This is a genomic window from Laspinema palackyanum D2c (assembly GCF_025370875.1).
Lineage (GTDB): Bacteria > Cyanobacteriota > Cyanobacteriia > Cyanobacteriales > Laspinemataceae > Laspinema > Laspinema palackyanum.
This window is the reverse complement of record NZ_JAMXFD010000002.1, coordinates 488,333-500,946: the sequence shown is the minus strand read 5'-3', so window position 1 is coordinate 500,946 and position 12,614 is coordinate 488,333. Positions and strand designations below refer to the sequence as shown.

Genomic DNA, 12,614 nt, shown 5'->3' with positions numbered 1-12,614 from the left:
GTAAACTTGCTATAACGAAATATCTTTCCCACGAAGGGGGAGGCTCCACTCTGGCTTCAAGGTGGTCCTAGGGTGCTGTCGAGGGGGGAGGGAATTGAGGGGTAAACCGAGAGAGGGCCATTCCGTAAAGAGGCCCCGAACAATCGGAAACGTGCAAAATGTTATTATCAGCCTGTATTTCTGACTTTTACGGAGAGCTAATGCTTTACCTAAAACTTGTGGGCCGCACCTTGCTGTATCTTGTAGTGACTTGTGCAGTCGTAGCGATCGCATTAGTAATCAAATTTATCTCCATTCTGCTTGGGGATGCCCTCGTCTATCAAATCCCCCTCATAGGCGACGCACTTTTAAGCCTAGAAATCATGGAACTTCTAAATATCATTGTATTTGGGATTGTGGGTATGGGATTTGGCGTAGCTACCATTCTGTTACCCCGTTACTTTGCGTCCCGAGTCAGTGCTTTAACCTTAGTGGTATTAGTTCCCTTAATTTTTAGTACCGGCACCATTTTTAGATATTATAACTGGGTGCAACTGTTTTCTGCTCAAGAAAATATTTCTTATAATCAAGCCGAGTTAATTACTAATTCTTTTCTGAGAAAATCTACACCTCAACAAGAGGGATTTATTGGATATTATATATATACCGCTAAATCACCCTCGTTGCCAGTCCGAGAAAAAGAAATGGTAGAATTAGAAGAATTAGAAAGAAAAAGCAAAGCTAGATTTGCTCGAATTACTCGATTAAGTCCAGAATTAGTGGGTTATTTATACGCCGGTAGAGGTTGGGTAATTCGCTTGTTTTACTTCAGTGTCTCGGTATTTTCTACCGTGGTTAACTTTAAAATTGGCAAGTTACAAGTCAAGAGAAGTTAGACCGATTGAGTGGGAGGTTAAATCAGGATTCAGGGTTTTGGCTCGGGAGGGAGGATAGAGGGCCAAAACCCCCCCAGGTGATTTTGCGAAGCTAAAAAAAGGCCCAAGCAAGAGGCAGTCAACGGAAATTTAAACAAAATTTAAACAAAATTTAAAATCCTCAAGGGCAATCATCTTCAGGATAGAGCCGGGTGGGGCTATGATGATTGGGTGGGTGTGGCTTCGGTAATTTTTTGACTATAATAGAATAAAATAACCTGTAGGGTAACCAAAACGAGTTCGGCCCTGGGGCCGAATCACTGAGGCGTGCAACTACCAAAGAGGCGATAGAAAAGAGGGCACCCACAGGAGCAATCCGGTAAGCGGGAAAACAATTCAATGGATCTCAAATCTTTCTTTCGGGGATATCATCGCTGCAAAAACAAGTCCTGTTTGAGCTGCAATTTGACCGAACCCCTGGGATGGCCTCCATTCAGGGATCCTTGAGGAGACTGAAATTAGAATTGTGAGTACAATGACCCTTACAGGTTGCTCCTGGATCAAGTGTATTTCTTGTCTATCCTGTTTCCTTGCCCCCGGGTCTGGGTAAAATGTCTTAACACAGGGCAATCTTGAAGACGGCAGAAATTCAGAGTGATGGGCATTTTCCCCAACGATTAAAACAGCACTCCCTTGACTACCACTCATTTTATGCGGATTCTGATTTATTCCTACAACTATCATCCTGAACCGATCGGTATCGCTCCTTTAATGACCGAGTTGGCAGAAGGACTGGTGAATCGAGGCCATGAAGTCCGAGTCGTCACGGCGATGCCTAATTATCCAGAACGCCGCATTTACCCCGAATATCAGGGGAAATGGTATTTTAATGAAGACAGAAACGGCGTAAAAATTCAACGCAGTTTGGTGTATATTCGCCCGGAACCGTCCTTAGTAGACCGGGTGTTACTTGATGGCAGTTTTGTCTTGAATAGTTTTCCCCAGGCGTTAAGGGGGTGGCGTCCTGATGTAATTTTGGCAACGGTTCCCCCTTTGCCGGTCTGCATTCCGGCGACCTTGTTAGGGCGAATTACGGGCTGTCCGGTGGTTTTAAATATTCAGGATATTCAACATGAAGCGGCAGTTCATGTTGGGTTGTTGAAAAATCAAAAGGTGATTCGAGCCTTTACGGAATTAGAAAAATTTGCCTGTCACAGCGCGGATAAAATCAGCGTAATTGCTGAGGGATTTGTGGAGAATTTGTTAGGGAAATCCGTGCCAGCTCAGAAAATTGCCTTAATTCCCAATTGGGTTGATACAAATTTCATTAAGCCCTTACCGAAAGAGGAGAATAAGTTTCGGAATCAGCATCACTTGAATGGGAAATTTGTGGTGCTGTACTCGGGAAATATTGCCCTAACCCAGGATTTGCCTACGGCAATCAAAGCAGCGGGGAAACTGACCCATATTCCGGACATTGCCTTTGTGGTGGTGGGAGAACAGAAAGCCCTAGGCCGGGTGAAAGAATATTGTGAAATGTTTGGGGCGGATAATGTCACCTTGTTGCCGTTTCAATCGAGAGAAACCCTACCGGAGATGTTAGGGGGGATCGATGTGGGGCTAGTGCTGCAAAAGCATAATGTCATTGGGTTTAATATGCCCTCAAAAATTCCAGTATTATTGTCCAGTGGGCGGGCGATCGTGGCTTCAGTGCCAGCCACAGGGACCGCAGCGCAAGCGATTAAAAATAGTGAAGGGGGAATTGTGGTCCCTCCGGAAGACCCGGAAGCCCTGGCGAATGCGATTTTAGATCTGTATAAAAAACCGGAAAAAACCGAGGCTTTGGGTCGGCAAGGTCGAGAGTATGCGATCGCCCATTATGCCTTTGAGGAGACTTTAAATAAATATGAAGCCTTGTTTGAAGAGGCGATCGCCAGCCGCAAAGGAAAGCATAAACGATCCGCGCCTAAGTAGGAGATTTAAAGCATAATGCGCGATCGCATCTTAACTTGGTTAGAACATCACGTCACCCCCCCGCGACTGCAACATATTCTGCGCGTAGAAACCTTCTGTGGGGAACTCGCGGAACATCATCAACTCGATGTGGAAAAAGCCAAACAAGCGGGTTTAATGCATGATTTAGCCAAATATTTCAAACCTCAGCGATTGTTGCAAATGGCTCAAACTGAGGGCTTAGAACTGGATGAAATATTAGCCGGGGAACCCCATCTGTTACACGCGGATGTGAGCGCGATCGTTGCCAGAGATGAGTTTGGGGTAAAAGACGAAGAAATTTTAGAGGCAATTCGCAATCATACCCTAGGCAGTCCACAAATGAGCCAACTCAGTTGTGTGGTTTATGTGGCGGATACCTTAGAACCAGGACGAGGGACTAACCCAGAACTTGAACAGTTGCGGCAAATTTGCTTTGAAAATCTCGTGGCAGCGGTGTGGCAGACGGGGGACTACTGCATCCGCCACCTCGTCGAACACCAACGGATGATTCACCCCCGGACGATTTTAACCCGCAATTGGGCCATGCAACAGAGCAAAGAACAGCATCGGACCGAAAGAGCATCCGCAAGCGATCGCATTAGCGCCTAAAATTTGTTAGCATGAACTCAAAAATCTCATTAAATCCGATATAGACTCTCAGTCCCGAGAGAATCGGCTTTTTGAGCAAAAAATTGAGTAAAAATTCCCAGATAAACAACTAAACCCGCCTAAAACTTTTACACCTAATGGAGAGTGAATGACCGATTCTTCCTCGATTCAATCGACTAGCGCCTTAACCCGAGAAACCGCTCAAACGGAAACCGACTCCGAAAGCTACCGTTTAGCCGTTGCGATCGCCAGGGCCGCAGATGACCGCAAAGGCGGCGATCTGATCGTGTTGCGGGTGTCGGAAGTCTCCTATCTCGCCGATTATTTTATTATCGTCACCGGCTATTCCCGCGTACAGGTCCGGGCCATTTCTGATTCAATTGCCCATCAAGCTGAACAAGAGTGCCAACGGGCTCCCCGCAGAGTCGAAGGACAGTATCATGGCAGTTGGCTGGTGCAAGACTATGGCGACGTGATCGTACATATCTTGATGCCTACCGAACGGGAGTATTACAATTTAGAGGCATTTTGGGGACATGGCGAACGCCTAGACCTGAGTGCCGAACTCAATGGCACACCATAAGAAATAGCGATGAGGGTTTCGTCTGTGTCTGCCTGCCCAGTACCTCCCGATTGGCAACCGCTCAATGAATATCAAGAGCTTCAGGAGTCCTGTTTTTTTAGCTGGGCGACCCGTGATATCAAAGGCTATTTGAGTAAAATGGCCTGGATTTTGGGAGTATCCGTGGCAGTCTGTGCCCCCGTGGCAGCAGCAAGTTTTCCGCCCGCCAAAGCGTTGGGTCAGTTTATCCTCGGGAGTACCGGGGGTGGCGGATTGATTTTGACCTTATTGCTCTTGAGACTCTACTTTGGGTGGCGCTATGTGCGCGATCGCCTCTTCAATGCCACCATCTTCTATGAAGAATCCGGCTGGTACGACGGTCAAACCTGGCCCAAAACCCCGGAAATTTTAACCCGCGATCGCCTCGTTGTCAGCCATCAAATCCAACCCATCCTCGATCGCCTGCATCGAACCTTTGCCATCCTCGGCATCTTGGTCCTCCTCGGTGCGATCGTGTGGAATTTGGTATAAACAAGGCAGTACCAGGGCAGTTCGTTCCGAGTTTTACCCAAGACCTGGGACCCGCTGACCCTGAACATTGACCCATTCTATCCAATATAAAGGCATAATATTTAACCCATGACAATGGGAAAACGTACCGCAGCAGCAGCCCTAGAAGTCCGCTTGCTGCGCGAAGGAATTATTGAATCAGTCCATCACGTCCAGGCCGTTGTTTGTGACAACCGAGGGCGGGTTTTGTCCGTTGCCGGTAACTCAGAAACCACCGCCTTCATCCGCAGCGCCCTCAAACCCTTTCAAGCCCTAGCAGTGACCACCACCGGCACCCTAGAACGCTTCGGCCTCAACGATCGCGACCTCGCCATTATTTGCAGTTCCCACAAAGGAACCATCGAACAAGCGCGACAAGCCTTTAACGTCCTCTGGCGGTGTGATGTCGATACCACTGCCCTCCACTGTCCCACCCCGGAAGGCAAAGACAGTCCCCTCAGCCATAACTGTTCCGGCAAACACGCCGGAATGTTAGCCGTCTGCAAACAGCGCAATTTTCCCCTGGAAACCTATACCCAGAAAAATCACCCGGTGCAGCGCTTAATTCTTACCAAAGTGGCTGAATTGCTGCGAATGCCAGCCGAAGAGTTCATCGGTGCCCGGGATGACTGTGGCGCACCCACCTATCTGATGGAATTAGGGCAAATGGCCTCCCTGTACGCCCATTTGTGCTCGGGGGATAACGTCGATATGGAGCGCATTGTGCGGGCCATGACCCATCATCCGGCCTTGATTTCGGGACCGGGGGAGTTCGATACCGAACTGATGCGCTTAAGCGAAGGGGAACTGGTGAGTAAAGGCGGTGCCGAAGGCGTTCTCTGCATCGGACGAGAAGGGGAAGGCATGGGTTTAGCCATCAAAGTCATGGATGGCAGCAAACGGGCAAAACACGCCGTGGCGATTCACCTGCTGAAACAATTGGGATGGATCGACCCTGCGATCGCGGAGACCCTCTCAGAAACCCATATCACCCTCAATCCCTATAAGCGTCTCGATGTCTTAGGGGAATTGTCCATGCTTTAAGTCAGGGATTGTTTTATTAATCCTTTGACTCCGGAAATCCGGAAACGACTGAAGTCGTTACTACAAACAAAAGAAAGTATTTCTTTCTTAGTTCGTAGTAACGACTTCAGTCGTTCTCTTATCTTAGTTCGTAGTAACGACTTCAGTCGTTTCTTTCTTTCTTTCTTTCTTTCTTTCTTAAGTTCGTAGTAACGACTTCAGTCGTTTCTTTCTTAGTTCGTAGTAACGACTTCAGTCGTTCTCTTCCCCCCAGAAACCCGGAAACGACTGAAGTCGTTACTACAAACGGGGAATATTCATTCTTCTTTCCCCCAGAAACCCGGAAACGACTGAAGTCGTTACTACAAACGGGGAATATTCATTCTTCTTTCTTCCCAGACACGCGGAAACGACTGAAGTCGTTACTACAAACGGGGAACGGGGAAAGTTACTCCTCCAATGGGACCCAAGCATTTAAGACTGATAATAAGGGCCCGGTTTGTTCTTGACCATTGGTGGCTAAATCGCTGTGACAGAGAATCAGCCGATCGCCTACCCGTCCCAATAAATCCAGGACAATCCGCTGCAATCGGTCCTCATCATTGCGAATTTCCTCCTCCTGAGTCCAAGGGTCACCGGACCAACTTTGTAAGAATAACGGCGCTGCAAACAGACTCGCTGCACCCCCACGAGACCATAAGGGTGAACCAATATCTAACCAAAAGTGCCAACGGTGAAACTGTCGCGCCGCCCGATATTGGAAAATTGTCGCCAGGGTGACCGAATCAGGTTTTGCACCCAAGGCACTCACCGGGAAGGGATTGGCGGTAATCGTGCCTTTGCGAAGCAGTTGGATGAATTGACCCACGGTTACATAATCCGGCGCATCCTGTTCCCCACAACGGCGCAATCGTGCATCCACCTCCCAATAATGTTGGGCGGTTTCCATTAACTCGCGAAGGGCGGCAATTTGGTCTGGGGGTAAACTGCTGGAACGGCCTAAAAACTCTTGAATGGCCGAGTTTAGCAAGGCGATGGGACTGGTTAGCTGCGATCGCCTCTCTTCAATCCAGTCTAAAATCTCCTGATAAACCGTGGTTGCCCGATATCCTAAACGGTCCCAGCGAGGAAATGCTGTCACGGGTAACAATTTCGGCTGTTCCGTGGCGGGAGAATAGCAATGATCCACCAATAATCCGGCGCGTACTGGGTCAATCAAAAAGGATGCCGGATGGAGGAGATTGGTGCCTTCCTCTGTCTCTTTCAGGGATTCCCAATCGGGACGACGACTGAGGACGACGAGCATTTCAGCGACGCTATCCCGGTCTACCAGGCGTCCCAGACCAGGATAAACCAAGGCGAGGAGGGTAAGTAAGGCGCGAATCACTGGGACTGTGGCGAGGGGACGTTGTTCGTTGAGGGATTGGACGGGAATTCCTTTGCTGGTGAGGATGGACTGGAGACTATAGCGGGCGATCGCATCTAAACCGGGAGCAATTACGGCAATTTCTGAGGGGTTAACCTTGCCGGTATGGACTGCATGAGCGATCGCCTCCCCCGTCTCCCGCAACAGTTGCGATCGGGCGGTGGTTTGAATCGACGCCACCGGCAGAGACAATCCACTCTCCTCCATTTCCTCTAAATACACCGTCGGGTCTTCCATCACCTGCAAGGCCATTTTCCCTAACTTCCCCGCCAATCCACTCACCGAATCCAACTGCTGTGGGTGACAACGGAATGCTAACCCTTCCAGATAATCCGGATCCGCCCCTAATCCCTGACGCACAGAGCCCTTGGGATTGTAGGTAAAGACGCCGGGAATTCCCGCATCCAGCAGGACCTCAAACAAATCCCGGACAATTTTGGGATACTCATCCACATCATCGGCAAAGACTGCGGGATAGCGGCGGATTAACTGATCCTGGTAGGTAGGATTCGGGAGTAGATGCCGCCAATACAACTCGGTGATAATCCCATAAGTAAGTAGACCCCTTTGCAGACACCACCTGCGCCACTTCAGCAATACGTCCCCCATGCAGTTCCAGAGGTCTAGATTCCCATTCGGATCGTCAATCCCTTCCTGTAAAATCACCGGAACATCTTCGAGGCGTCTGCCACTAGATGCCGCCAGTTGCAATAAGTCCAAAGTCCTGCGAACCATGCGATATTCGCTAACTCCTTCTTGGCGCAAGCGTCCCGAGTCTAATTCGTCTCTCCATAAGCGGGTCGCCAATTCCTGCTCAGTTTCTGGACGGACTCGCAGGGGAAACTCGGCCCTAAGATTGAGTTGTTGAATCAGCAGGGGCCAAAATAGCAGCACTTCTCGTTGAAAAAAGGCGAGGGGGGTAGAGGAGTCGATGGGATAACGTCCGGAGGTGGCGTGGATGATGCGATCGTTTAGGGGAATGCGATCGTCTCCGGTGGCGGCAAAGACTAGCAACGGGGGTTCATCTTGTCCCAACCTGAGCGATCCAGCAGCAGTTTGGTTGCGATTCAGGGGAAGGGTATTTGGGTCCTCATTTGAGTCAACCCAGTTGCACAACTCCTGAACCAAACGACCTGTCTTGCCACTGCCGGTCGATCCAACGATCCAAATTGATGCTTTACCCACCCCTAATCCTCCACCAAATTTGTTAACATACGACCACTGTCGGTTGCTTGCGCGAGGTCGCTGGTTTCATTATTGCTTGTCTAAGGGGATAGTACCTCAAGGGTTGCAGAGACTGGGGCGATCGCCAAGCCTCTCGGCAAAAGAATCGGTGAACTCTCGGGTCTACAAACACCATCGCGCCTGATGCAAACTCCCGCTTGGATTCCGGGAAAACCAGCCTGAACTGGATGAAGCAAAAGGGTTTTCACCGGAATAGTTCGAGTCAGTCTTAGTCAAATTGTACTCGGTTGGTTCGAGTAAACAAGGGGTATGAAAAAACACAAATATTCTTCTAATCAAGCAGGGTTTTTTAAGTCTATTAAACAATGGCTACTGGAAACTCCGACTCGTTCCCTGGAGTTGGCCTATCAAGCGGCAGTCAATATTCAGGAAATTGAGAAAAAATATTTTAATAGTCAACGGATTTCTCCCGAAAATTCTAGTTATGGTCAGAATGTTTTTTCAGTTCATGAAGCCGACTTAAAAAGAAATTTAAGTATTATCAAATTGCGATTGAGAGAATTTAGAAATAGTCGCTCCTTTGTAGAAATTTACAAACAATCTAAATTAGGCGATCGGCCTTTTGATGACTCCATCCCGGTTCGGGTCGTCTCTTCCGAGGAGGATGGACTGTCAACCCCGGAGTTCAGTTTATCTCAACCTTCTCAATCTTTGATTTTAGATAAACTCAGTTTTATTGATGAAGTCACGGCCAAATATACCCGCAACCGAGTGCAATCTACGCCCTCCAATCTTTCCACAACTCGCACCCTAGGGGAATCCATACCTCCCTATCCCTTAGACGTTCCAAAATCACGGAGTTTAAAGGGCAAGAAAAACCCATCTCCCGCCCTAGAAGAGACTACTCCAGACCCGGAACCTGAAACCAAAGAAATAGGCTCCCTCGCCGGACAAACCAGCTTCCTACCGCGCTCAATTTTAAGAACCCTCGATCGCCTCAAGCGAGAATTGGACCCCAAAGCCGAAGATGAAGTGGTCCAAGAATTTAGGCTGTCCAAAACCAAAACCATTGTTTCCATCAAATTTATTTTACTGTTAATTTTAATTCCCCTACTCACCCAACAAGTTGCCAAAAACTTTGTTGTAGGTCCAATCTACGATCGCCTCATCGGCAGCCAAGCGGAAATCTTTCTCAATGTCGATATGAAAGAAGAAGCCTTAATGGAATTAACCCAATTCCATGAACTCCTGGAATTTGAGGAAGTCCTAGCAACTCAACTCGAAAGTTTAGAAGGCCCCGAACGAGAAGAACTCAAATTTATCGGCAGAATTCCCCAACATTTATCCGAAGAAGATGTCCAACAGCAAATCAAACTCAAAGCCTTAGAAGTTGCCAAACGCTACACTTATCGAAGTAGTGATGCGATTAAAAATATTTTTTCTGATTTATTTTCCTTTGCTGCCTTTGGCTTAGTTATTTATAACAGTCGCCGTGAAATTGAAAGCCTCAAATCCTTTCTGGATGATATCGTTTATGGATTGAGCGACAGCGCCAAAGCCTTCATCATTATCTTATTTACCGATATTTTCGTCGGATTCCACTCTCCTCATGGCTGGGAAATCGTCCTCGAAGGCATTTCGCGCCATTTGGGACTGCCGGAAAGTCGAGACTTTATTTATCTATTTATTGCCACCTTCCCAGTCATCCTGGATACGGTTTTTAAATACTGGATTTTCCGCTATTTGAACCGCATTTCACCCTCTGCTGTTGCTACCTATCGGAATATGAATGAGTAAACCAGAAACCCAGTTTCTCATTCCAGACTGGGTTTTTCCTCAACCTTACGGGCATAACGGGGACGGCAGGGACTGCCAAAGCAAATCTGACCCTCGGGCATATTGGCAAACACACTACTGCGGGCCCCGATCGCCGCATTGGAGCCAATTTTTACCCCAGGGGCGATAAAACAATCTGCTGCCACCCATACCCCATTGCCAATTTCCACAGGTGCAGTCTCTAGGTTAAAGGTAGGGTCGTCGATACGATGACTGCCAGTACAGAGGTAGCTTCTTTGGGAAATGACGCAATGCTGCCCGATCCGAATGTGATCCAGACTATATAACACCACATCATCCCCAATCCAGGAGTAGTCCCCGACTGCAATTTTCCAAGGATAGGTAAATCGGGCAGTAGGGCGAATCAGCACTCCCGTCCCAATTTTGGCCCCAAATCGCCGCAACAACCACCGGCGAAACCCGTGGGCAAAATGAGGACTTAAGGGGAAAGCGACTCCTTGAACTAACCACCACAGCAAGATAAACCCACTGGATTTGCCGCGATCGAACCAGGACTGATCATAGCGGCGTAAGTCTATGAGGGAGGGTGCATCCAGGACCGGATCCGGTGCTGTGGGAATCTTACCGGGGAGGGGATTGGGTTCAGAATTCGGGTCGGGTAAAGAATCACTCATCAGATTAGAGACTGAATATCGTTTTAATGAGGCTTAATCAGAAGGTTATTTGCGCTGACTTTGTTCACTCCGAGAGCGGATGAACTCTCCTAGAAAGGCGATCGCCCCGGAGGTTAAAATCAGCACGACACTCAAGGCATTAATATCCGGCTTCACCCCGGTTCTAATCCGCCCAAAGATTTCCATTGGCAGGGTCACGGCACCACCGCCGGAGGTGAATGAAGCAATTAATAAATCATCCAAACTCAGGACAAAGGCTAACAGACAACCGGAGACAATTCCCGGCATCAATTGAGGGAGTAACACTTGGATAAAAGACTGGATGGGAGTCGCCCCCAAATCTAAGGCAGCTTCTTCTAGGTGCGGGTCTAAGTCACTGAGGCGAGTAGAAACGACTAACCCAATATAGGCAAGACAGAAGACAATATGGGCGGCGATAATCGTCCAAATGCTGAGGTTAATTTGGACGGCGGCTAAAAAGACCAGAGTGGCAACCGCGATCGCAATATCCGGGATAATCAGCGGCAGATAGGATACTCCCAAATACAAACTCTTCCCTCGAAATCGATATCGGGATAGCCCAACTGCCATTAAGGTTCCGACAATTGCTGCAATAATAATGGCCGAAAACCCCACAATTAAACTATTTTTTAGGGCTTTTAGAATGGCTTCATCCTGAAATAGGGTGACATACCATTTTAAGGTAAATCCTTGCCACCTCGCACTATAGCGAGACTCATTAAAACTGTAAAATGCTAGTACCAAAATCGGGAGGTACATGAAAAAAAACATGAACCCGGCAAATATTATCTGCCAAGAGATATTAATTCGACTCTGGCTTTTTAACATTTCTACCGGAATTTCCTCCTGTTTGAGCCTCGTTTCTGTCATGCCATTTCACCACGCAAGCATTACCTAGACTTTTTAATGCACCCTTTGAGGGGTTAACGCTGTTATTTTTTAGGAGTGGCTTCACCAAACCGAATTAAACCAGCGATCGCCACACTCACCGCTAGAATTAATACCATACTTAGGGCCGAACCAAACCCCCAGTCTCGTGCCACTCCCAAAAATTGATCATAAATTAACCGGGAAACGGTCATACTGGAAGCCCCCCCGAGCAATTCAGGATTCACAAAATCCCCTAAACCACTGATAAAGACTAGCAAAGAACCGGCAGCAATTCCCGATAAGGTTTGGGGGACTGTCACTTTCCAAAACACTTCAATGGGATTGGCCCCTAAATCGGCGGCTGCCTCTAATAAGCGTTTATCGAGTTTCTCTAATGATGCGTAAAGAATTAACACCATGTAGGGGAGAAAACTGTAACTCATGCCGATGAATACGGCGGAACTTTGGTGGAGTAAATCTAAGGGAGGGATTCCCACAACTCCTAACAGTGAGTTGAGAACACCTGTGGGACGCAGAATCGTTTTCCAGGCGTAGGAACGCAGCAGAGATGAGGTCCACAGGGGCAAAACAAAGGCGAGTAAGAGTAAAGTTCGCCAGCGTTTGGGGGTATCCACGGCTAACCAATAGGCAACGGGAAAGCCGAGTAATAGACAAATTAGGGTTGTGCCGGTGGCAAAAAAGAGCGATCGCCCGATAGTTTGGAGAAATACCGGGTCAAAGTCCGCGAATCGGCAATTTTCAAATCCCAAGACGAGACAGAAGTTATCCAGTCCCGAGGGAATCACGCGATCGCCGGGTTGAATTCCCGGCACTAAACTCAGTTGAAAAATTACCACCGTTGGCAGGACCAACAACAGGAATAACCAAACTCCGGCAGGACCGAGTAAAGCTAAGGGTCCCAGCCACTCCGGCAGGGTGCGTTTTCCGATTTTGGATTCGTTTTTCGGCTTACTGGGCGATACAGTCATGGGAGGAGTAATAAGGGAATAAACCAGAAGTTCAATCGCGATCGGTTAGAGCTTTTGCGG

At 48.2% G+C, this 12,614-nt stretch carries 11 protein-coding genes; 7 read left to right on the top strand and 4 right to left on the bottom strand.

Annotated elements, in window-relative coordinates; all coding sequences use genetic code 11:
- Positions 1-200: 200 nt before the first annotated feature.
- From NG795_RS04800 to NG795_RS04775, 6 genes are all read left to right on the top strand, one after another.
- The gene (locus NG795_RS04800; protein WP_367287525.1) at positions 201-875 is read left to right on the top strand and encodes a hypothetical protein; all 675 of its coding nucleotides are present in this window, start codon (positions 201-203) and stop codon (positions 873-875) included.
- Between the two features lie 690 nt (positions 876-1,565).
- Entirely contained in the window at positions 1,566-2,828 is a 1,263-nt protein-coding gene (locus tag NG795_RS04795; protein WP_367287524.1) for a WcaI family glycosyltransferase, read from the top strand.
- 15 nt (positions 2,829-2,843) lie between these two features.
- Positions 2,844-3,458: a bis(5'-nucleosyl)-tetraphosphatase (symmetrical) YqeK gene (gene yqeK / locus NG795_RS04790; RefSeq protein ID WP_367287523.1), complete on the top strand. Its 615-nt coding sequence runs from the start codon at positions 2,844-2,846 to the stop codon at positions 3,456-3,458.
- A gap of 148 nt (positions 3,459-3,606) precedes the next feature.
- Entirely contained in the window at positions 3,607-4,041 is a 435-nt protein-coding gene (rsfS, locus tag NG795_RS04785) for a ribosome silencing factor (RefSeq protein WP_367287522.1), read from the top strand.
- Positions 4,042-4,050: 9 nt separating this feature from the next.
- On the top strand, positions 4,051-4,551 hold the full coding sequence (locus NG795_RS04780; RefSeq protein ID WP_367287521.1) for a CGLD27 family protein: 501 nt from the start codon (positions 4,051-4,053) through the stop codon (positions 4,549-4,551).
- 108 nt (positions 4,552-4,659) lie between these two features.
- The gene (locus NG795_RS04775) at positions 4,660-5,613 is read left to right on the top strand and encodes an asparaginase (RefSeq protein ID WP_367287520.1); all 954 of its coding nucleotides are present in this window, start codon (positions 4,660-4,662) and stop codon (positions 5,611-5,613) included.
- 427 nt (positions 5,614-6,040) lie between these two features.
- Here the strand turns inward: NG795_RS04775 and NG795_RS04770 are convergent, their stop codons facing one another.
- Positions 6,041-8,203 (bottom strand): recombinase family protein, encoded by a 2,163-nt coding sequence (locus tag NG795_RS04770; protein ID WP_367287519.1) that lies wholly within the window; start codon positions 8,201-8,203, stop codon positions 6,041-6,043.
- A gap of 309 nt (positions 8,204-8,512) precedes the next feature.
- Between NG795_RS04770 and NG795_RS04765 the strand changes: the two genes are divergently transcribed.
- Positions 8,513-10,000 (top strand): proton extrusion protein PcxA, encoded by a 1,488-nt coding sequence (locus NG795_RS04765; RefSeq protein ID WP_367287518.1) that lies wholly within the window; start codon positions 8,513-8,515, stop codon positions 9,998-10,000.
- Positions 10,001-10,017: 17 nt separating this feature from the next.
- Here NG795_RS04765 and hpsU read toward each other — a convergent pair whose 3' ends face one another.
- The 3 genes from hpsU to NG795_RS04750 form a co-directional block, all read right to left on the bottom strand.
- A complete protein-coding gene (gene hpsU, locus NG795_RS04760; RefSeq protein ID WP_367287517.1) occupies positions 10,018-10,674 on the bottom strand; it encodes a hormogonium polysaccharide biosynthesis acetyltransferase HpsU in 657 nt (218 codons plus the stop codon).
- Between the two features lie 45 nt (positions 10,675-10,719).
- Complete coding sequence (locus tag NG795_RS04755; protein WP_367287516.1) at positions 10,720-11,565, bottom strand: ABC transporter permease; 846 nt, start codon at positions 11,563-11,565, stop codon at positions 10,720-10,722.
- Positions 11,566-11,627: 62 nt separating this feature from the next.
- Complete coding sequence (locus tag NG795_RS04750; protein WP_367287515.1) at positions 11,628-12,554, bottom strand: ABC transporter permease; 927 nt, start codon at positions 12,552-12,554, stop codon at positions 11,628-11,630.
- Positions 12,555-12,614: the final 60 nt, after the last annotated feature.